General features: G+C 57.1%; 19 protein-coding genes and 1 pseudogene. 4 read left to right on the plus strand and 16 right to left on the minus strand.

Annotated elements, in window-relative coordinates; genetic code table 11:
• Positions 1-87, minus strand: a pseudogene (locus J1C49_RS07175) (IS5/IS1182 family transposase); the annotation flags it as partial.
• Positions 88-161: 74 nt separating this feature from the next.
• On the opposite strand from J1C49_RS07175, the gene J1C49_RS07180 reads away from it, so the two are divergent.
• A complete protein-coding gene (locus J1C49_RS07180; protein WP_227445133.1) occupies positions 162-1094 on the plus strand; it encodes an IS5 family transposase in 933 nt (310 codons plus the stop codon).
• A gap of 71 nt (positions 1095-1165) precedes the next feature.
• Here J1C49_RS07180 and J1C49_RS07185 read toward each other — a convergent pair whose 3' ends face one another.
• From J1C49_RS07185 to J1C49_RS07215, 7 genes are all read right to left on the minus strand, one after another.
• Entirely contained in the window at positions 1166-3226 is a 2061-nt protein-coding gene (locus J1C49_RS07185; RefSeq protein WP_227445134.1) for a hypothetical protein, read from the minus strand.
• Complete coding sequence (motA, locus tag J1C49_RS07190; protein WP_227445135.1) at positions 3223-4092, minus strand: flagellar motor stator protein MotA; 870 nt, start codon at positions 4090-4092, stop codon at positions 3223-3225. The genes J1C49_RS07185 and motA overlap by 4 nt, the downstream gene beginning before the upstream one ends.
• A gap of 38 nt (positions 4093-4130) precedes the next feature.
• Positions 4131-5231: a flagellar basal body P-ring protein FlgI gene (locus J1C49_RS07195; protein ID WP_227445136.1), complete on the minus strand. Its 1101-nt coding sequence runs from the start codon at positions 5229-5231 to the stop codon at positions 4131-4133.
• A complete protein-coding gene (locus tag J1C49_RS07200; RefSeq protein WP_227445137.1) occupies positions 5231-6229 on the minus strand; it encodes a flagellin in 999 nt (332 codons plus the stop codon). Before J1C49_RS07200 ends, J1C49_RS07195 begins: the two co-directional genes overlap by 1 nt.
• Before the next feature lie 12 nt (positions 6230-6241).
• Positions 6242-7681 carry a flagellar hook-associated protein FlgK gene (flgK, locus tag J1C49_RS07205; RefSeq protein ID WP_227445138.1) on the minus strand — a complete coding sequence of 480 codons (1440 nt, stop codon included), beginning with the start codon at positions 7679-7681 and terminating at the stop codon, positions 6242-6244.
• A gap of 33 nt (positions 7682-7714) precedes the next feature.
• Positions 7715-9025 (minus strand): flagellar hook protein FlgE, encoded by a 1311-nt coding sequence (locus J1C49_RS07210; RefSeq protein ID WP_227445139.1) that lies wholly within the window; start codon positions 9023-9025, stop codon positions 7715-7717.
• A 103-nt stretch (positions 9026-9128) separates the two neighbouring features.
• On the minus strand, positions 9129-9983 hold the full coding sequence (locus J1C49_RS07215; RefSeq protein WP_227445140.1) for a flagellar motor protein MotB: 855 nt from the start codon (positions 9981-9983) through the stop codon (positions 9129-9131).
• Positions 9984-10185: 202 nt separating this feature from the next.
• On the opposite strand from J1C49_RS07215, the gene J1C49_RS07220 reads away from it, so the two are divergent.
• On the plus strand, positions 10186-12348 hold the full coding sequence (locus J1C49_RS07220) for a YjbH domain-containing protein (protein ID WP_227445141.1): 2163 nt from the start codon (positions 10186-10188) through the stop codon (positions 12346-12348).
• Complete coding sequence (locus J1C49_RS07225; RefSeq protein WP_227445142.1) at positions 12345-13022, plus strand: YjbF family lipoprotein; 678 nt, start codon at positions 12345-12347, stop codon at positions 13020-13022. The genes J1C49_RS07220 and J1C49_RS07225 overlap by 4 nt, the downstream gene beginning before the upstream one ends.
• A 649-nt stretch (positions 13023-13671) precedes the next feature.
• On the opposite strand, the gene J1C49_RS07230 is transcribed toward J1C49_RS07225, so the two are convergent.
• Positions 13672-14283, minus strand: a complete 612-nt coding sequence (locus J1C49_RS07230; protein ID WP_227445143.1) for a sugar transferase — start codon at positions 14281-14283, stop codon at positions 13672-13674.
• A gap of 343 nt (positions 14284-14626) precedes the next feature.
• On the opposite strand from J1C49_RS07230, the gene J1C49_RS07235 reads away from it, so the two are divergent.
• Positions 14627-15745 (plus strand): polysaccharide biosynthesis/export family protein, encoded by a 1119-nt coding sequence (locus J1C49_RS07235; RefSeq protein WP_227445144.1) that lies wholly within the window; start codon positions 14627-14629, stop codon positions 15743-15745.
• Positions 15746-15840: 95 nt separating this feature from the next.
• Here J1C49_RS07235 and J1C49_RS07240 read toward each other — a convergent pair whose 3' ends face one another.
• The 7 genes from J1C49_RS07240 to puhC form a co-directional block, all read right to left on the minus strand.
• Positions 15841-16776, minus strand: coding sequence for a homocysteine S-methyltransferase family protein (locus J1C49_RS07240; RefSeq protein ID WP_227445145.1), 936 nt, complete (start codon positions 16774-16776; stop codon positions 15841-15843).
• 426 nt (positions 16777-17202) lie between these two features.
• A complete protein-coding gene (locus J1C49_RS07245) occupies positions 17203-17646 on the minus strand; it encodes a cytochrome c family protein (protein ID WP_227445146.1) in 444 nt (147 codons plus the stop codon).
• A gap of 81 nt (positions 17647-17727) precedes the next feature.
• Entirely contained in the window at positions 17728-18942 is a 1215-nt protein-coding gene (hemA, locus tag J1C49_RS07250) for a 5-aminolevulinate synthase (protein WP_227445147.1), read from the minus strand.
• Positions 18932-19741 carry a putative photosynthetic complex assembly protein PuhE gene (gene puhE / locus J1C49_RS07255; protein ID WP_227445148.1) on the minus strand — a complete coding sequence of 270 codons (810 nt, stop codon included), beginning with the start codon at positions 19739-19741 and terminating at the stop codon, positions 18932-18934. Before puhE ends, hemA begins: the two co-directional genes overlap by 11 nt.
• A gap of 232 nt (positions 19742-19973) precedes the next feature.
• A complete protein-coding gene (gene acsF / locus J1C49_RS07260; protein ID WP_227445149.1) occupies positions 19974-21110 on the minus strand; it encodes a magnesium-protoporphyrin IX monomethyl ester (oxidative) cyclase in 1137 nt (378 codons plus the stop codon).
• Entirely contained in the window at positions 21107-21403 is a 297-nt protein-coding gene (locus tag J1C49_RS07265) for a hypothetical protein (protein ID WP_227445150.1), read from the minus strand. The genes acsF and J1C49_RS07265 overlap by 4 nt, the downstream gene beginning before the upstream one ends.
• A 182-nt stretch (positions 21404-21585) precedes the next feature.
• Complete coding sequence (gene puhC, locus J1C49_RS07270; RefSeq protein WP_227445151.1) at positions 21586-22044, minus strand: photosynthetic complex assembly protein PuhC; 459 nt, start codon at positions 22042-22044, stop codon at positions 21586-21588.
• Between the last annotated feature and the right edge of the window lie 8 nt (positions 22045-22052).

Below are 22052 nucleotides of genomic sequence, written 5' to 3' on the forward strand. Positions count from 1 at the left end.
ATCGACGCGTGGTTTGCCGTGGGACTTTGGAAAATAGGGCCTCAAACGCGCCATCTGCGCATCGCTCAACCAGAAAAGATCAAACATGTCACCACTCGTTTTCCAGCCGTGAATCATGCAACTTCCCGGAAATCAATGGGTCCTGACCCTAGACGCACGGCATGAGCAAACCATCTCCAGCCCACTATCGCACGACGAACTGGTCCACCTACGACGCATCGTTGCGGAAACGGGGATCGCTGCTGATCTGGGTCGACAAGGACATGACCCGGCGCGCACCGCGTGACGGGCGGTCTGAGCTTCCGGCGATATTTCCCGACGCGGCCATCCAGTTCTGCCTGTCGATCAAGGTGCTGTTCAAGCTTCCCTTGCGCCAGACCGCTGGCATGGTGGCGGGTCTGCTGCGGCTGGCCGGCCTGGACTGGCCTGTGCCGGACTTTTCCACACTATGCCGCAGGCAGCAGTCACTGGCCGTGCAGGTTCCCCATCGCCGGGCAGATGGCCCGCTGAACCTGCTGGTCGACAGCACCGGGATCAAGTTCCTCGGCGATGGCGAATGGGAGGCCCGCAAGCACGAGGTGCAAGGCCGACGGCAATGGTGCAAGGTGCACCTGGCCGTGGATCCGGCCACATCCGATATCCGCGCCGTAGAATTCACCCCCAGCCGCGACGGCGACAGCCCTGTGCTGCCCGACCCGCTCGGCCAGATTCCCGGGGACGAGCAGATCGGCACGGTGACGGCAGATGGCGCCTATAACACGCGCCGGTGCCACAAAGCCATCATCGAGCGCGACGCCGTTCCGATCATCCCGATCCGAAAGAACGGACGCGCGTGGAAAGAAGACTGCCCTGCGGCACGCGCCAGAAACGAGACCCTCCGCGCCACGCGGCACTACGGCGGAGCGTTCTGGAAGAGATGGACCGGATACCACGCCCGCAGCCGGATCGCGGCGAGGATGCGGTGCCTCAAGGCCTTCGGCGACCGCATCATGGCGAGAGACCCAGACCGCCAGACCGCCAAAATCCACATTCGTATCGCTCTCATGAACCGCTTCAACGCCCTCGGCACCGCAGAGATCGTCCGCGTGCCATAACGTCGGAGGAGTAAGGGGAAGTCACGCCTCAGGGGGGAATTGCGCAACAACGCCGCTCGCGACAACAACTATCAATTTAAAGGATTTACCAATATATCCGTTTCGATTAAGATATCATTAATCACACCTCTAAGTTCTACCGTGTCATCGATTAGTTGCTCCGAAGAGCTCAAGTTTGTTTCAGAAATTGAGAACTCAGTGTTTTCATTTTCTGAAATCTCAAGAAATTTTTGATAAATAGAACTTTTGTCTTTATTGGCGTGCAGTGTTCCGGATAGCCAACTTGCCGCCTTAAGCAAGTCACCATCATCAACAATCGATGATTCCCGTAGTATACTTTGATAATCCTCTCCTTGCATATTTATTTTCGCTCGAAGGTTTGGCGACAAATTATCAAGCCGCAAATCTTTGTTCGTCATTTCTGACGAAACGGTTCTTAAACCTAATAGACTTGTAGCATAAACTTCTGATCCTACGTCTAATTGTAATACATTTGAATTGCCATAAAGAAGATCCATAGCCAATTCATACATTCCAATTTTATTCAATCGTGACGATATTTTGATAATTAAATTTGGACTTACTGACGAGATAGAGTTCTTATACTTTGAAACATTACCTAAAAAATCGAAATCTTCCTCCTCTAATAGAACTGCTTCCCAAGCTGCTTGTGCAATTTTTTGCTTCTTTTCAGAGGAAATATTTATTTGATCATCTTCGATTTCTTCAAGAGCCGACGAAACTTTTCCATCCCTTATAAGAACCTTCAGCCATATTTCTTTTAATCTTTCCTCTACGCTATGCCCCTTATATTGTTTCATATATGCCTCAAGCAACGTTATCAATTCCGGATTGATAGCGCGATCATTATTCAGAATTTCTTCAACATATCTGATGATATCATGATATTCACTTAGACTTTCAATATTATCCCCAGTCACCCCGCTAGCTTCACTTAGAGGTGAATCATTTCCCCATTCATAGAGTTTGATTTTTTTGAGTAGTTGACTTGCAACTGAATTTTCCTGCTTCGAAATTAGCGCATCCCTTAAAGCCTTCGCGAGTCTTCCTTTTACTTCCGTTTCTAACATCTCATATTGAGACATCGCTTGCTCCAAATTATAAAATCCCTCTGTACTACCCAAGATCAAATGCCATAGATCTTTCTCATTGATACAGTAAGATTCTATGCGAAATGATCTAATAAAATCGATTTCATTCGATACAATGTAAGATACTGCCATCAGTACGTCTTTATTTTCAATTTCGCTATTTTGCAATAAAGATCTAGCCTCTGATCCAAATCCAATCAATAATAAATTCGTTACTAAATCCTGCACGACCTTTTTTTCTACCCCTCCATTTACATCATACAATTTAGAGTACAGATCAATAAGTGATTCGTTGTTCTCGTCCGCCAAATCATTGAATTCAAAACCCGAGCCGCACTCTAAATCCACATCTAATACTGAATTGTTTAGGCTTGTGGTCCTTAAAACGCCAAAATTTTCTGCTACATTTTCATCTAAAAAATATTTTTGCTCTTCAATATTTTTATTTAGATTGTCTTTTTCATGGAGAGCTATTATAACCTCAGAATTTCCGCCGATAAGGTGGCTATCTTCGAGGTATCCACGTGTAACATGGATATCAGCCAAATGATCAACAACTCTTTTTTCGAAGAGGTTAAATGTATTTGGTAAATATCCAAAATCCTGAATGAGTGACGTCCGTTGAGAATAATCATTTATTGCAACCTCAGCTTCAACATTTACCTGTTTATCCTTCACATCAACCACCAATAGCTCTGCTGATTGCTTAAAATATTCTACCAAACAACTACAATTAAGTTCAATCTCCACCCCGCTTCCGTCCGACGAAGTTTCAATTGACAGTATTCGACTTTTTCCTATTCTATCAAAGACCGTCGAAAGATCAAAGCCATCAATTGCACTAAGAATTTTCAAGTAAACCTTCCGGTCGTTATGCAGTAGAGACCATTCGGTTTCGTCCGAAATATAGAATACCAATCGACTAAAGTCTTCATGGTCACCAGACTTTACTAGAACGCTTTGCGCACTTGCAGACGAGGCCACGAACATAAAGTAAATCAATGCCTTTCTCACACTCATGCAACCTCTTGTTTAATGCTTCGCAGGGCGTCCTCTAGTTCGACAAATGTTGGTCGAATGGCACTCGGCATATTCTGCCTACCAACTTCAATACAAATGTTTGCGGTATGGTTCTGTAAACTTGCTATCAGCACTTCTCGAATCAGCTTATAAAATAGCATGTCCTCTTCAGCGATTGCTTTTACTTTGTTCGCAAATGGCCCTACAAAACCATAGGCTAGGAAGACACCCAAGAACGTACCAACCAATGCGCCACCGATCAACTTTCCAAGAACCTCAGGTGGTTGATCAATTGAGGCCATGGTTTTTATTACTCCTAAAACAGCTGCAACAATTCCTAACGCCGGCAGAGCGTCGGCTGTCGATTGTAAAGCATGGCTTGAATGAAGTGAGTGATGATGCAGCGCCTCGATACGCTTATCTAATATTTCTTCCACCTGGTGTGGATCATCATAATTCATCGAAACTGATCGAAGTGTATCACAAATGATTTCTATTGCATATTTGTCACTAAGTATTTTTGGATACCTTACAAAGACTTCTGAGCTACCAGGGTTCTCTATATGCTCCTCTATTGCAACGGGGCTTTTCTTCGCAATGCGCAAGAGCTCATACAGCAAGCACAGCAGATCCTTATAATCGTTATTCCTCCATTTAGCGCCCTTAAATACCTTTCCAATATCCCTTCCTGCCGACTTAACTGTCGTGCCGTCATTGCTAATTAAGAATGCTCCGAGAGCGGCGCCACAGATCATCATCATTTCGAATGGTAGCGCCTTAATTATTATTCCAAATTTGCCGCCTGCTAGTGTATATCCGCCAAATACCATTACGAAGATAGTTGCTATTCCAATTATTCCAAGCATTTTGTCAATCCTTAAAGATTACTCTACTTATAAAGCTTTTACATTATGACAAATTCTGCGTGGAGAGCTCCGGCTGCCTTTATACTTTTTAGAATATCAATCATATCCCTAGGACTTACGCCAAGTGCATTTAGACCGGAGATTACTTCAGCTAAAGAAGCAGTCGATGGAATTTCTGCTAGTTTGATCTCCGGATCCCGATCGAACTCAATTTCGGTTCTTGGAACGATAAGGGATTCGCCATCTGAGAATGGATTGGGTTGAACCACTATTGGATTTTCTTGGATACGGAGGGTTAGATTGCCTTGTGAAACCGCGACCTGGGAAATTTTTACATCTGCACCCATCACAATTGTACCTGACCTTTGATCAACCACCACTCGGGCTTTTCGCTCTGGCTGTACAAGCATATTTTCAATTCGAACTATGAGTTTGGCCGGTGAGGTGAGCTCTGAGTTCGGTAGTGAAATTCTCACGGTGCCAGCGTCTTCCATGAGTGCTACAGATTTATTGAACTCGCTATTTATTACCGCTTCTATGCGCGCGGCTGTTGTAAAATCAGGTTCACGAAGTGCCAAAATAAGTGAAGTGAGTTTCGCAAAATTGAAATCAATTTCACGCTCTATCCGGGCTCCAGACGGAATAACGCCAGATGTTGGAACACCTTGCACTATACGTGCAGCATCTCCCTCTGCTTCAACACCACCCGCAATGATGGAACCTTGCGCTACCGCATAAATCTGACCATCTGCGGCGTTGAGAGGCGTCATAATGAGTGTTCCGCCCATCAAGCTCTTTGCATCACCGATTGCAGAAACCGTTATGTCAATTTGATTTCCTGCTCTTGCGAATGGCGGAAGTTTTCCTGTTACCAAAACAGCCGCAACGTTTCGTGGTCTGAACTGCTCACCAGAAACATTTACTCCTAGCCGCTCCAAGATATTGGACATTATTTCTTCGGTAAATGGAGCGTTTCGAATCCCATCACCAGTTCCATTTAGACCAACAACCAATCCGTACCCGACAAGATCGTTTGATCGAACACCTTCTATCTCGACCAAATCCTTAATACGAACCGATTGCGCCAAGACTGCAGTTGAGAAACAAACGCATATTAAAAATATAAATATTCTGTTCATTACAAATACTCTGCCAGCGAAAGTCTTTGAGAGCGTGCGGTGATAGCATACAGGCTTTCAAGCTGGGCTCTTATATTTTCATACCTTGATGCACTTTCATAGGGGTCGATACCAACAAGCTCCAACTTTGTTATGCTTGATGATGTTGTACTATTTTCGACTATTTTCAAATTTTCTTCGACTAGAGCCTGTGTTGCGCCCAATGCTGCACGAGTCTTGATGAGATCGCCTTGGTTTTCCAGCAAGTCCTCACCTGACTGCTTAATTAACTCAAGGCGGGTTTCCGTTTTCAAATTCAGCCCTGGATCGTTCGCGAGGACCGCTTGTGCAAGAGACTTCAGAGTGTCCTTTAGTTCAGGACTGTCGGCGCGAATATCAATTCTTACTTCAGTCGTGTCACTTATTCGAATCGGCGCTAGATTCAATTGGGATCCTTGGTACATGAGCGAATCGAAGTCGCCACCATCTGAGAAAAAATTATTAAGAGCTGCCTCAATATCAGCTTTCTGTGTGAGACCTGTCAATCCGGAGCGGATTGTGGAAATCAATGTATCTTTGTCAACAACTGCAATTTGATCGGTAGCGCGACCGGCAAATAAAGATCGGCCTGCAACGCTCCGGTTAAGGGCACTTATCGTTTGCTCAAGAGCACTTTCCGCACCATCTGTCATTGTCTCCAAGAGATTGCCGGTGGGGGTCAATTCCGCAGAAATCAGTATTTGAGATACGCTTTCGCCGCGTGTTTGAATCTCTTCGAGGGTGGACTGCATCGTTTGCGTTACAAATCGAGCCTCAGCGGTAGAAATGCGAAATGCTTCCAGTCGAGCCATCGATCTGTCCAAGGAAATCAACCCAGCAACATCGCCTCCTAGACGTTTTGTAGGATCGCTGGTAAAGCCCGTCGCTATCTCAACTGCGCGCTGATCCATTTCGGCACGGAGACGTGTTTGGTTGCTCCGCAGAACAAATGTTCGAGCTAGATCGCCAATGGAGTCCATGGTGTCATCCTCTTATATGTTCAGTAAGCGCTGGAGCATTTCATCAACGGCCGTCATAACTCTGGCGTTGGCTGCATAATTCTGTTCGATTTCCAGCAAGATTTGTAGTTCCTGATCGGTATCGACAGCTTTGCTAAATTCGATTTCTTTAAGTGCCATATTCTGTGTGACCAAAAAGGCTTTCTGGTTCTCAATACGGACACGATCAGCAGAAACGCCGGCAGTAAGTTCGGTCATTTGCTGCGCCACAGTACGTGACACGGTGTCGAGCGCGGCGGAAGAAGGTGGATTTCTGCGTTCAAGTGCTGCCGACAGATCCAAGATCAATTGACCATTGCCAACTTCCCCTTGAGTGAGAGCGTTGATTCCGTCGCGGATACGCCAGGTTTCACCGTTTGACGGTTGCAAAGCCATATTCAGGGAGATTCGCGAGGAAATTCCTTCTTCATTGATCGGGTCGAAGGCAGCTCCGGCATCAGTGAAGAAGCCCGGATCACCAAGGCTCAAGGTAGCATCCGGCCCGCCTGGTCCGAGTCTCTCGATCAAATCCCTGGCAACCCCGTCCAGCTTCGCCTGTGATTGCGGCGCGAGCGTGTCGCGGATCTCGAAATTGGCCGCAAGCGTCCCGCCGTCATAAAATGCGAGATTGGCTGGACGACCATTGACTGTAAGACCCGATAGCGAACCAGCTGCTAAACTGATATTTGGTGACATGGTGTTGGAGGCGGTGAAACCGAATTCACTCGGGCGGCCATCGAGCAGGGTCCCGCCCTTGGTCGTGAAAAGAGCGACTTCGCCATTTTCCCGCGGAACAGACCGGATCGGCACAATTTCGGAGATACTGTCAATCACCCGCTGTCGCTCATCAAGCAAGCTGGAGAGATCACCACCCCGAACCGAGGCCTTCTTTACATCGACATTCAAGGCGTCGACTTGGGCCAACGCATCATTCAGGCGCTGTACTTGCAGTGCAATCTGGCTGTCAGCGTCTTTCCGTTCTTGCTGGACCCGCGCGGACAGGCTGTTGAGCTTGGTCGCGAGCTGATCTGCGGCGAAGGCCACACCGTCCAGGCGTTGTTTCGACGCTGGGTTGGTCGAGGCTGTCAACAAGGCATTCTCGAAACGGGTCATCATGTCTTGCAGAGATCCGGGATCGCCGGCAACGCCAAACGCGGTTTCGAGGCTCTTGGAAAAATTGTAGCGGGTATCATTTTCGCCGGTGGCGGCATCGGAGATGCGCCGATCCGAGATGATTGCGGGGTCCACGATACGTGAGACCCCGTTGATCTTGACGCCGCCGTAACTGCCGACAACCTCGGGCGAGACATTGAGTACGCGACGGCCATATCCTTCTGTGGTCGCGTTTGCGATATTTGTGGATACCAGCGTAGCGGCGCGCGCGTTTGCGCGCAGCCCGCTGAAAGCGCTATTTAATGCACCGTTAAGCGACATGGCTTGATCCTTTCTGGCGGCTGGTCAAAGACGTCATCGCTTGATGTTGGTTGTTTCCTGCAACATTTCGTCGACGGTCTGGATGACCTTGGCGTTTGTCGAATAGGCGCGCTGGGTCTGGATCATGTCGGTCAGTTCGCTCGCGACATCTGTGGCGCTTTCTTCCCGTGCAAAGCTCACAACCGAGCCAACCGGGCCATCGCCAGCGTTCCACAAATAGAAGTCCCCGCTTTCAGGTGTCACGGAATAGATTTGTCCATCCGACGCTTTCAGGCCATTCGGATTTGCCACGTCGATCAGCGGAATCTGGTAGATGGTCTTGGTTGCGCCGCTGTCGAAGAACGCCTGTACAAAACCATTCTCGTCCACCTCGATACCGGTCATCAGGCTCACTTCGGAGCCATCAACCTCAATGCTCGACGTCGAATATTCACCAGCCAGCTGCTGCATCGGGCCGATGCGATCTGCTGGCCCGAGATCGATCTCGATCGGGCCGCTCGCGGTCGTCACGGTGACCACGCCTGCGATCGGATCATAGGCCGTACCGACGGTTTCAGCGATCGTCGAGATTGTACCCGCCGGAGCGGCTGTGCCGTCGTTGAACGTGATGACGTAATCGCCGATCACCGTTCCCGTGGCGTTGTCGACAATGCTCATATTCCATTCATTGGTCTGCGGCGCCCCGGCCGCCGCAGGGGTGGGCGTGAACGTCACATCAAGGCTTTGCGCTGCGCCGAAATCGTCGAAATACTGAATGTTCTTGGGCTCCATCGGAAGCCCGGCGCCCGCTTCATTCGTCTCTGTCGAGGGCAGGTTCACCCCAAGCGAGATTGATGTCGTCGGGTCGGCCGACAGCTGGTCGAGATTCATGCGGATGGGCTCTAGCGACGAGTCGGTATCGCGCGAGAAGGGTGGAATCGAGCCGTCCCCATTGGCGGGCACACCCATCAGGAGCAGACCGGATTCCGTGCGCAAATATCCGTCCGCGTCAACTTCGAACGACCCTGTGGTGGCAAGATACATCTGCGTGTCCGCGGAACCGGACCGGACTTCCGTCGCCTTCACAACCGGCAGGAAACCATCGCCCCGGATTGCCAGATCGGTGGCGTTGTTGGTCGAGACCAGGGCCCCGGCCTGGTCGACCATCCGCTGCGTGGTCGTTCGAACGCCACCCGCAGTATATTGCGAACCGCCCTGCGAAATAACCATGGATTGGAAATCGGTTTCAACACGCTTGTATCCCGCCGTCGATGCGTTCGCGATGTTGTCAGAAATTGTCCCGAGGCGGCTCGCATTGGCCGACAAACCGGCCACACCGGCATTGAGGGAGGATGAAATCGTCATGACACGCCTTTCTGCTGTCGTCTCGTAAATCCCGAACAGGTTTACGGCGATCAGGCTTAAGACGGCCCTAACAGATAAAATCCTCCCCAATTCTCCCCAAAACTCAGCCTCTTGTGAGGAAGATCACCTCGATCCGGTTGTTCCTTGGGTCCAGGGGGTTGTCATATTCCGGCTCGCGATCCGCATGCGCCGTCACGCGTGCCACGCGATCGGATTCGAACCCTTCCGCCACCAGCAACGTGCGGAAATCATGCGCCCGCTGGTTGGAGACGTCCCATGACGGATCGCGTGCCATCACCAGCGGAAAGGACGCTGTATGCGCCTCGATGGCAACGCCGTGATCCATGTCTTCCGAAGCCGCCACGATGCGTTGCGCCAACTGCATGAGGATCGGCTCCGGCTGCCCTGTCTCGTCAAAAAAGCGCTGATCCGCCGTTTCACGCAATGTGACCTTGAGCCCCTCATCGGTGACTTCGCTGATCACATGCCGCATGATGTTGTCTTCGATCAGGCTTTCACCAGACCGGCCAACCAGCCGTTCTTCCACCGTTTCGAGGGACAGCATATCGGCGGACTGAAGCAGGTTCTCCGTCACGGGGTCGATGGTAACCGGGTCGTTGTTGCCCAGCTCGTCAATCGCAAGCTGTTCGACATAACCGCTCGAACCCGTGCCCATCCGGGTCAGCTCGTCCTGCGCGAACACGGTCTCGCCGCCAAGCACTCCGTTTCCGCCACCGGACACGCGTGATATGGCAATGGTTGGGCTAAAATAATCAGCGATCCCCTTGCGCTGCTTCTCGGTCGTTGCATTCAAAAGCCACATCAACATGAAGAAGGCCATCATGGCGGTTACGAAGTCCGCATAGGCAACTTTCCAGGCGCCGCCATGGTGCCCATCGCCCTGCACGATCTTCTTCTTCTTGATGATGATCGGCGCGACATTGCTGTCCGCACTCATCACAATCACCCATTCTCCCCACCGAGAGCCGGTTTACAGCCGAGACATTACCACCCGCTTAACAATTAAAAATGTTGCGTTAAGGCGCCGCTTTCATCGGCCGTGCTGCAAATGCGACAGACCGCCGATGCCGCGCTGCTCCTCATGGACAGTCTCAGGCAAAACGACTAGCAAGGAACCACGGTCAGCAAGAGGCAGCGACATGGCATACAGGATGATCGGCAAGAGGTTTTCCAGAACCGCCCGGACAGCAATACTTGCAGCCCTGATGACAACCGTCTGGGCCGCGCCCTCCGCCTCGGAAGGGCGTGATGCGGTGCGCTTCAACAGCTTCGGCCTGCCGGGTCTGATCGATATGCCGACCGCAGAGGCGATGCCCGATGCAGAGATCGCGGGCACCTTCTCCGCGCTCGGCGACAGCAAGCGCCGCACGCTGGCGTTTCAGCTGTTGCCCCGCCTGACGGTCAGCTTCCGCTATGCCTCCATCGCCAATTTCGACGTGCCCAGCGCCGCGGATCAGGACACCTATTACGACCGCAGTTTCGACCTGCAATACCAGATCCTCAAAGAGGGCAAGATCCGCCCCGCCGTGGCGATCGGTCTGCGCGATTTCATCGGCACCGGTGTCTATAGCGGCGAATATCTTGTGGCCACCAAAACGCTGGCACCGGGGCTGAAAGCCACCGGTGGTCTTGGCTGGGGCCGCTTTGCCGGGACCAACCCGATCGGCAATACCGGCAGCCGTCCCGAAGTGCTCCTCGGCGAAGGGGGTGTGCCAACCTATGACCGTTGGTTCCGCGGCGACGTTTCGGCCTTTGGCGGATTGAGCTATGCGGTCAACGATCGCCTGAGCTTCAAGGTCGAGTATTCGCCGGATGCTTATACGTTTGAAGAGACGCGCGGCGAGTTCGAAAGGAACAGCCCCTGGAACTTTGGCGTCGATTACCGGTTCCAGAGCGGCGTTCAACTCTCCCTCTACCACGCTTACGGCAACGAGATCGGCGCGCAGCTGTCCTTCGCCACCAATCCCAAGACGCTCGGCGTGCCCGGCGGGATCGAGAAAGCGCCGCTGCCGGTCGAACGGCGTGCCCTGACCTCCGCCGCAAGCCTCGGCTGGGTCGGCGACGAGACCCAAACCGCCTCGGTCAGTGCTGAACTGCGTGGACTCGCAGTCAATGAAGGGCTTGTGCTCGAAGCGGTGCAGCTTGACGCCCGCCGGGCCACGGTCCGTGTCGCGAACGAACGCTATGGTGCGCCGGCGCAAGCCTTCGGGCGTCTCGCCCGCGCGATGAGCCGGACACTGCCCGATTCCATCGAGGAATTCGTGATCATCCCGGTGGTCAGCGGCATGCCCATGTCCGCCGTCGTCATGCGGCGCAGCGATATCGAGCGCCACGAGAACGACGCGGCAGACGTGATGCTCGCCCGCACCTCCATCATCGACGCCTTCGGCCGGACCCCGCCGGCGGACGCCCAGCTCTATCCAAAATTCACTTGGGGCCTCTCGCCGTATTTCCGCGTCTCCGCCTTCGATCCGGACAATCCGTTGCGCGGCGAATTTGGCGCAAGGCTCTCGGCTTCCTGGTCGGTCACGCCGAATGTGGTGCTGTCGGGCTCCGTGACCAAGGCCGCCTTTGGCAATCTCGACAAGATCAAACGCCGCGACGAATCCGAACTGCCACGCGTGCGGACGGATTTCGCCGAGTATAACGCACAAGGCGATCCCTCCATCGAACGGCTCCAGCTGGCGCTGTATGGCCGTCCGGGCAAGAACCTCTATGGCCGGTTCACGGTGGGTTATCTGGAACGGATGTATGCCGGCGCATCGGCTGAAATGCTCTGGAAACCGGTCGACAGCCGGCTCGCGCTGGGTGCGGAACTCAACTATGTTCTGCGCCGTGAATTCGACCAGATGTTCGGTGTGACGGATAACATCACCACCGACCCCGTCACCGGGATCGAACGGTCCTTCCCGAAGGTCAATGGCCACGTGTCGGCCTATTACGATTTCGGCAATGGCTTCCACGGCCAGCTCGACATGGGCCGCTATCTGGCGGGCGATTACGGTGCCACCGTGTCCCTTGACCGCGAATTCGCCAATGGCTTCCGGGTCGGTGCCTATGCGACCCTGACGGATGTGTCCGCTGATGATTTCGGCGAAGGGTCCTTCGACAAGGGCATCCGCATCACGCTGCCACTCTCGACCCTGATCGGCAAACCCTCGCGCGTGGATCGCACGGTCAACATCAAGCCGATCACGCGCGACGGCGGCGCCCGCGTGCAGGTGTCGGGCAGACTCTACAACAAGGTCCGCGACTACCACGAGCCCAAGGTAGCGGAAAGCTGGGGAAGGTTCTGGCGATGATTGGCACAGGCATGATCCGCACCGCTTTGACAGTCCTGCTGACCGCATCGCTCGCTGCATGCAGTTCACAGGATACCGGCTTCGGCGAGATCGCCACTGCGGTGCGCGAGAATATCGCCAATCGCGGCGAGAACACCGAGGTCCGCGGGCTCGACACCAATGCCGTGTCCGCCGCGCTGGCCGCCACCGACCGCCCCCTGTCGCTGATGCAATCCGAAGAGCCGGTGCAGCAGTTCATCATGGTGGATATCGCGCGCAACGGACCCTACCGCACCTACGCAACCTCAACGCGCGAAGCGGTCATCACCCGTGGCGGCATGATCACGTCGACGCGGGGTCTTGGCGGAGATCTGATGTCCTCGGAGGAAGACGCGCTCTATCGCCTGATCGGCTCGCGTATCGGCGGATCCGCCCCCTATACCCTGCGCCACCTCACGCCCGAGGGTGTGACGGAGACCACGCAGTATCAATGCCAGGTGTCGCGCGGCGCGGCCAGCCCGGTCCAGATCGGCGAGCTGAACACAAGCGGCCTCGTGATGACGGCCCAATGCCGCTCCGATGCGGGTGCAATAACGAACACGTTCCTCGTCGATGGCAATGGCCAGATCCTCTCTGCGCGGCAATTCATCTCGGACTATTATGGCTACCTGACAACGCAGGTGCTGCGTCGCTGAACCCCGCTGCTATCATGCGCAGGAATGCGCCGCTCCCACGCCTCTGACCGATCCTGCGCACACACCCCTGACCACGCTGCAACGATCGGCCATGCGTGTGTTTCTTCTGTCGGAAAATACTCCGGGGGGTCTGGGGGGCTGGCCCCCCAGCTATTGCGCGGTCTGGGGGGCTGGCCCCCCAGCTGTCGTGCGGTCTGGGGGCTGGCCCGCCAGATATTGTGCGGACCGGAATCTTGTTCCCCAGCCATTGTGCGGTCCCGGGGTTGGCTTCCCGCCCTTGTGCAGTGTGGGATCTCGTCCCCCGGCAATCGTGTTGTCCCTGCGGTCGGCCCGCATCTGTGGCGGGGTCCAGCGAGGCAGTCCTCAACGACCCGTTGTTCCAGGCTTCTGGCGGGCTCGGGCCACCCGCTCCGCCCACGCAGGCGTTTGTCTGCGTCCCCCGGTCCCGCGCGCCCCTCATCGCCCGGCATCCAATCCGGCGCAGGCGGCGTATAGGCCGGGTTGCGCGCCACATATGCCCGACAAACACCATGCTCCGACACCCGACCGAATCCGCCAGACACGCCGCCAACCCAGGCACCGCTTCCCGTCTTGAGACAGATCGCTGACACCACAGCCATTCTGCCGGAAACCGCCGGGCAATCCTAGTTCAATGCAGCGAAATGCCCCTGAAGACCGTCGCCAGCATGAGCTTGAAATCCGAGCATACCGTGCGCCGCCTTGCATAGAGGCGATCCAGCCGGGCTTTGCGCGGCACGCAGCGCCGTGCATAAACCGCCTCGGTCTCGTCCGCCGTCCGGCACGCCGCAAGAAGCCGTTCCTCGGTCCGATGATAGGCCAGCGTCGCCAGCCCGGTAATCCCCGGCCGCGCCTCAAGGACCGGGCCATAAATCTCCGGGAACATTTCCACATAGCGCCGCAGCGGCGGGCGCGGCCCCACGAAACTGATATCGCCGCGCAACACGTTCCAGAGCTGCGGCAGTTCATCGAGCCGCGTGCGCCGCAAGACCCGGCCCGTCCGGGTAATCCGCGACGCCTTGTCCCCACCGGAAACGCCGCGATCCGCCTCATCGGGTTTCATCGTCCGGAATTTCCAGAGCAGGAACCCGGTCTCCGGTGTCTTCATGCGTTCGGCCCGGTACAGGATCGGCCGCCCGTCGCGGAGTGCAATGGCCAGCGCCACGCCAAGGATCAACGGAGCCAGCAACACCACAAGGCCAAGCGCAACCACAAGGTCCATGATGCGTTTCGCCGGTGTCATGCCCACTCCCTGCCTGTCTCGCGCCGCGCGCTTGCGTGCCGCCGCCGGCAGCCGGGATCACGACGCTTCCTGCGCAGCTGGCTCCGGGCGCCAAAGCCCCGCTGATGCCGCTCCGCAGCGGATGCGGCGGACCCGTTCTTCCAAACCGCGCCAGACGCGCCCCGTCAAGGGCCGATCTGGCCGTTTCCCGCCGCTTCGTTTCACAAAGCCGAGGCAACAGGGACACGCCAGAACGCCAATTTTCTTTTCATCCTCTTGCCGAGCGTCTATCACAGACGCAATGCTGCCAGATATGTCGATCATTATCAGAAATGAGACGCATCAAATTTCGCGGAGACAGGATGTGACACCGGTTCTCAAGCTATGCGTTGCCCTTTTCATGACGCTCTCCCTTGCCGCCTGCGCTCTGCCCCGAGGCGCGGCAATCGAATCCGAAATCGTCAACGAAAGCGGGGCGGATACGCCCACCTTTCAGGTTGTTGAGGTCACGCGCGAGATCACGCCGATGCTCAAGCAATGGCCCAACGCGATCTACCTGACGCATTACAACTGGCCCAACACGTCCAGCGGGGCCAACGCCTCGGTGATCCGCACCGGTGACATGCTCGATATCACCATCTGGGACAGCCAGGATAACTCGCTGCTCACCACACCCGGTCAGCGCTTCATCCAGATGCCGCCCGTCGAAGTCGACGGCAACGGCTCCATTTTCCTGCCCTATGTGAACAAGGTCGGTGTGCGCGGCCTCACCCCTGCCGCCGCGCGCAGCAAGATCCAGTCCCGGCTCGAACCGCTGGCGCCCTCGGCCCAGGTCCAGGTGACCCTCAAACAGGGCCGTGACCACTCGGTCGACGTGGTCGGCGGCGTGGCCCAGCCCGGCGCCTTCCCGATGCCTTCCCGCAATTACAAGATCCTCAACGTTCTGGCCGACGCGGGCGGCATCCCCCCCACCTTGCGCAACCCGCGCGTGCGGCTCCTGCGCGGCTCCAAGACCTACGAGATCTCCGCCGACAGCCTGACCGCAAACGGCTCCCACAACGCGCTTTTGCAACCGCGTGACACGGTGGTTGTCGAAGAGGACGACCGCAGCTTCACCGCCTTCGGCGCGTCGGGCAAAGAAGACCTGATCTACTTCCCCAAAGACAATATCACCGCGCTCGAAGCCATGTCCCTGATGGGCGGTCTGGCCGATGCCCGTGCGAATCCCGAAGGTGTTCTCGTGCTCCGGGCCTATGACGCGCGGGATATCAAGCCCGGCATGCAGGGACCGGATCAGCGCGACGTGGTCTTTACCTTTGACCTGACAAGCGCTGACGGGCTCTTCGCCGCGCGCCAATTCCACATCATGGATGGCGATACGGTTCTGGCCACAGAAAGCCCGGTCAACAACACGCGGACGATCTTCGCCCTTGTCGGGTCTCTGATCGGTCTCGGCCGCCAGGTGACCACGTTCACCAATTGACGCGCCGCGTCAGGCCCCTGCCCCGCTGAAATCATGCTGAGCGCCCCGACATCTTGGGGCGGCCCGTCCCCCTCGGGCGTTGCCCCCTTGGGCGTTCAAGCGCTGCGCGCGCGCGACGCGATACAGGCGATGTGGCGCATATCGGTGCCACAGCATCCGCCAAGCACGCTGATATGGCCAAAGCGCTGTCGCAGCCCGGCGAGCTGCCGTCCAAGCTCGGCAGGATCACCCGCGTCGAGCACCTCGGCGGCGTCAAGCTCGGCGTGGCTGCTGCGCGATGCATTGGCCACAAGGCCCCGGATCCGCTGCATCCACGAACCCTCTTCGAGAACGCTCTCGAAATGGTCCGGATGCGCACAGTTGATCATGTAATAAGCCGGATGGCTTCCGGTTGCGGCATCGACGGTCCCGATGGCGTCTTCCAATGTTGCCCCGGTCGGCAAACGCCCATCCGTTTCAACCGTGAACGAGATCACAACCGGCAGGTCATATCGCCTGGCCGCCCGCGCAATGCCAATGGCTTCCTCCGGATACGCGAGGGTATAGCCGCTGATCACATCCACGTCGGTCTCCGAAAGCACCGCGATCTGCTCCGCGTGATAGGCGTCTGCCTGTTCCGGGCTCATCCGGTCCGATGGTGCATAGGCATCGTCTCTCGGTCCGATATTGGCGCTGAGCACCGTCGGGAGATCGCCAAACCTGTCGCGCGCCTGCTGCATATGCGCAATCGCCGCTTTGTTGATCCCCGCCAGCCGCTCCGCACCGTATCCTATCTGCGTCGCGCGGTCGCGATTGGCCACCCAGGTCGGACTTTCAAGGATAACGCCCGCGCCCGCCTCCCGCGCTGTCTCGATCACGGCGCGGTAGTAGCCTTCGAGCAACGCACGCCCGTCCTCTGTGTCCAATAGCGGATAGGAGGCGAACCCCGGCAGGTCGATCCCTTGGGTAAAGATCAAATCCGTTTCCATCCCCACATAGGTCAGGAACAAGCCATCCTCCATCTGCGGAAGATCCTGCCTGTAACGCGCCATGGATCGTCCCTCATCGCTGCATCCGGATCGCGACCGGTCTAGCACAAATCGGCATTGCCTGCCACGTCGGAGGGCGTGCGCCGGGTTGCTCTCTGATCCCGCACATCCCGCTGCGGCCCGACGGGCATCTCGGCGACTGGGCTTCCGCTGCCCGGTCACCGTCATGACGACCCACTCTCCGCTGCCCGGTCGCCATCGTGCCGGTTCGCGGCCCGGCGCCCGCTTTGATGCCTCTCCCGCCAGGCCATCCACGAAGGCACCGATCAGTGCCCGCCACCCTCGCAAGCCACGCGCTCAGATCCGGCAAGCCCATGCCGGATGCGCTATCAACGCCCAAACACGAAACACAAAAAACGCGCCGGGCCAAAGGCCCGACGCGTCATGGCGTTGATATTTGCGGATCCTGACGGCCCGCAGGACTTCAGATCAGGATTCGGGCTCGGGGCTCACCGATGCGAGATAGGCCCAGATGTCGACCGCGTTCTCTTCCTTGCGCACACGATAGGACATCTTGCCCCGCGCGCCGCTGTCGTCGAGATAGGTCTTCAGGAAGCCTGTGGGATCCTGCGAATAGGCCACAAAGTTTTCCTCGTCCCAGACAAGCCCGGCCTCGCCCGCGGCAACCAGCGAATCCGAATACCGGAAGCCGTCAACGGAGCCGGCTTTCCGGCCAACGACCGCATAGAGGTTCGGCCCGGTCCGGCCACCGCGTACGATGTCCTCGCCATCAGCGTCCTGGATCATGTGGCAGGACTTGCACTTGTTGAATTCCTTCTCACCCGCGCCGGCATCGCCGGACGCATGTCCACCGGCAAAAGCGCCGGTTGCGAGGGTTGTGGCCGCAAGCGCCACAGCAATCTTGAGTTTCATGGGTCTTTCTCCATTGATCCTGCAGCGCATTAACTAGCGCCGCATACAAGGTGTCAACAGTTCAGGACAGATCGGGTTCCCTCAGGCAACCGCATGCGCAATCGCACATTGCTTCCATAGCGTGGTTAGCGCCATCACAAGGTGCTCGATATCCGCATCCGTGTGCAGCGGACCCGGTGTAAACCGCAACCGCTCGGTGCCTTTCGGCACGGTCGGATAGTTGATCGGCTGCACGTAAATCCCGTAATCCTGCATCAGGATATCCGCCAGCATCCGGCATTTGACCGGATCCTTGACCATCACCGGAATGATGTGGCTCGGGTTGTCCAGATGCGGAATACCGATCCGGTCCAACTGCTTGCGCAGCAAGGCGACCCGATCCTTCTGCGCGCGCCGCTCCACATCCGAGGTCTTGAGATGACGAATCGACGTGCGCGCCGCAGCAGCCACCGCGGGCGGCAAAGCGGTGGTAAAGATGAACCCGCTGGCAAAGGAGCGGACAAAATCACACAAGGCTTCGGTGCCGGTGATATACCCGCCCATCACCCCGAACGCCTTGCCCAGCGTGCCCTCGATCAGCGTGATGCGATCCGCAAGCCCAAGCTCCTCGCTCAGCCCACCACCGCGCGGTCCATACATGCCAACCGCATGCACCTCGTCAAGATAGGTCAGCGCGCCGTGTTTCTCGGCGACCTCCACGATTTCCTGCATCGGACAGATGTCGCCATCCATCGAATAGACGCTCTCGAAGGCCACGATCTTGGTCGCGTTAGAGGGCAAGGCCGCCAGCTTGCGGTCGAGGTCCTCGGGATCGTTGTGCTTCCAGATCACCTTGTCACAGCGCGCGTGGCGAATGCCCTCGATCATGCTCGCATGGTTGAGCGCATCCGACAGGATCACCGCATCCGGCAACCGTGACCCCAGCGTCGACAGCGCCGCCCAGTTCGACACGTAGCCGCTGGTGAACAGGAGCGCGGCCTCCTTGCCATGCAGATCGGCCAGCTCTTCCTCGAGAAGCTTGTGTTGGTGGTTGGTGCCGGAGATGTTGCGAGTCCCCCCGGCGCCACAGCCGTTGCGCGCCACGGCGTCCTGCATGGAGGCGATCACCTCCGGATGCTGGCCCATGCCAAGGTAGTCGTTGGAGCACCAGACGGTCACTTCGTCGGGGCAATCCTCATCATGGCTCTTGGCCCGCGGAAACGCGCCAGCCTTCCGCTCCAGTTCCGCAAAGATGCGATAATTCCCCTCTTCCTTCAGGGTGTCGAGCTGGGCATTGAACAAGCTGTCAAAGTCCATGGGCGTCCTCCGTCGTGGTCTTTTTTGTCGTGTGGTTGGGCGCGGGAAGCATCCAGCGCCAGAGTTTTTCATCAGGCAGCGGCAGCACCATGAACCAATGCTCCAGAAGCGCGAGCGCGGTCATCGCCGCCAGAAGGGCAAAGCCGATCTGATCCGCAAGGCTCTGCGCGGTCACGATCCGCTCCAGCCAGCAGGCCGTGGCCGCCGTCAAAAGCGTGACCGAAACGGGAAACAGCCAGTTCAGCCGCGCGGTGCGGAAATGGCTGGGCAAATGCGCCAGCGCGGATGGCAGGAATTCGGTGTTGATCTTGGGCACACCCAGAAACAGGTTCAACTTCGCCGATATGCGGGCCACGAACAAAAGCGCGAAGGTCCAGAACCCGAACGGGTTCTCCGCCTGCGCCGCGTAGATCCCCATGCCGAGCACAACCGTGACCAGAAGCATCTCGTGATAGGCGATCGTGCCCCAGGCCCGGATGAAGCGTTCCCATGCCGGCACCTGGACCGGCAGGACATGCAGGTTCGGCCCCGTGATCACACCGGTCAGAAAGGCCAGCTCGATCCAGCCCCAGATCGCCAGGGCGGCCAGGAACGCATGATAGACCGACCCGGTCGTCAGCTGGTCCGCCGTCGCCCAGAACCCGTAAAGCCCTGCAAGCAGCATCGGCACCGCGGCCAGCGTCGCGGTCTTGCCCCGCCCGATCCGATCCGCCCAACGCACCACAAACAAGATCGCCCCGGTGGAAAACCACCAGATGAACAAGGCCACAAAGGCCGCGATCCAAGGGTCATGGAACAAGATCAGTCACCTTTTGTCTCTCTATGGCGCCGGGCAGTCCGGTCACCGTTTCAGATCGGCCCTGGGCGTTTCTTTGGGCCGTAAATATCCCGGGGGGTTTGGGGGGCTGGCCCCCCATCCGGGCTGTGGTTTGGGGGGCTGGCCCTCCAATCCGCAAGTTTCGTTCGGGGGCGGACCCCCGGTACCGCGTGGCGGGCGCGCAAGGTGTCCCCGGCGCTCCCGCACGCGTCGGTCAGTAGGCCGGCACCAACCGGGTGCTTTCAGGCACGTCGTGCTTTTGGGCCGGAATGGTGTAGAGCGCGAAAAACGCCGTCGCCGCACGCGCGGTCGCGGCGATCTGCTTGATCTTGCCCGCGACACCACCTTGTTTCTTGGCCGCTGCAATATCCACGTTGGCCGCCTGCATCTTCTCCAGATTGCGCTGCCAGCGCGGATGCTCGATATCGAGCGTGATCGGGAAGATCTGCTCGGTGAGCTTGGAGGTCTTGGTAAACACCTCATGCGCATACCAGTCCGGATCCACGCCAAGCGCCTTGTGGAAGGCCGGGCGCTGGTGATCGCGCACATACATGGTCGAATAGACCGCGGTGAGGAAGAACTTGATCCACAGCACGTTGCGCCCGGAGGTCAGCTTCGGATCGGTTTTCATCAGAAGCGCAAAGGCCTCGCCGTGGCTGAACTCGTCATTGCACCACTCCTCGAACCACTTGAAGATCGGGTGGAACCGGTGCTCGGGATGCGCCTGAAGATGGCGGAAAATGGTGATATACCGCGCGTAGCCGATCTTCTCGGACAGGTATGTGGCGTAATAGATGAATTTCGGCCGGAAATAGGTGTATTTCTTCTTCTGCGTCAGGAACCCGAGATTCACCGCCACACCCGCCTCGCGCAGCGCATCGTTGATGAACCCCGCATGCCGCGCTTCGTCCCGCGCCATCAGTTGGAAAAGCTGGACGATGTCGCCGTTCTTGCCGCGCCGCTTCATCTCCTTGTAGAGCACGCAGCCGGAGAATTCCGCCGTGCAGGACGAGATCAGGAAGTCGATGAACTCCTTCTTGAGCTCCGGCTCCATGTTGTCCCAGTCAACCGTGTCCCAATCGGCGTTTTTCTTGAAATGCCCCTTGTTGGGGTCGGATTCCATCTGCGCGATCAGAAGATCCCAGTCCTCGCGCACGCTGGACACATCCAGACTGTCGAGCTCGTCGAAATCCGTGGTGTAGAAGCGCGGCGTGAGAAGCGTGTTCTGCATCGCCACTTCGGTTGCCGCCTTGCTGTCGAATTTGGCCTGCGCCTCCTGGATCGCAAGACCCTCTTCGACGGTGGTCGCATCGGCGGTGTGCTTAAGGCTGTCGGGTGTCTGCACGTTCATAGCGTGACCTCCTCGGAGAAGGAAAATTCGCAAAGCTCCATGACCTCGAAATCGCCCGTGAGGCGGGTCCAGAGCTGTTCAAGCTTGCTGGCGCGGATGATGACGGCCTCGCGCTGCTCGCGCACGATCTCGCCAAAGGGCGCCATGATCTCCGGCCCCTTCACCTGCACTTCGTCACCGGGGTAGATCACCGCGCCATTGTCGAAACGCACATGCGCATGCAGGCTTTCGAACTTGTGACTGATCTCGACCGTGCAGGGCGCACGCTCAATGTCTTTGGTCAGTAGTCCCATCGTTTGGTTCCCTTTTCGTCACTTGGGCCTGTTGGTGGTGGAGGACAGGTTCCCATTCCCCAACCCACGCCCGGTTTCAGCGCCATTGCCTTGTGAGTCACCCGGCTCCGTCCCGTCTCCCCGAAGGTCCGCATCGCGCCCCCCGGATCTGATCCGAAACCCTGTGATCAAAGGCCTGACCCTCACTCTACGAGCAGCTTGGCGAAAGCTGCCGCGTTGTCTTGTCCGAACCCCATGAGGTCCGCGTTCCACCCGGTTGACGGATCCGTCACCGCCATCCGGCCATTCTCGAACGCCGTCAGCAGGATCGGGCCATCAAGCGGCGCCCCTGCCTTTGTCCGCTCGCGCTGCAGCACGCGCCACACACCCGAGATGAACCCGCCTTCTTCCGGCCCGAGATCGGCAATCACCGCGCCATCCGCATCGCGGACCATCGCGGCGCCTGCCATGTCACCGTCAAGGAACAGCAACCGCTCCGCCTTGATCTCGCTCACGGGCGGAACGGATCCGGCCGGCTGCCCGGTCCAGACATGCGCCGACACCAGAACGAGGCACAGCACGATCATCCCGAACAACCCGCGCGCCAACATGCGCGGGATCAGCTCATCCTCGGGGGATTTCATCCGAACATTCTGTGTCATGACCGCCT

It is taken from the genome of Cognatishimia sp. F0-27 (assembly GCF_020667845.1).
In the GTDB taxonomy this organism is placed as follows: Bacteria; Pseudomonadota; Alphaproteobacteria; order Rhodobacterales; family Rhodobacteraceae; genus JAFMPQ01.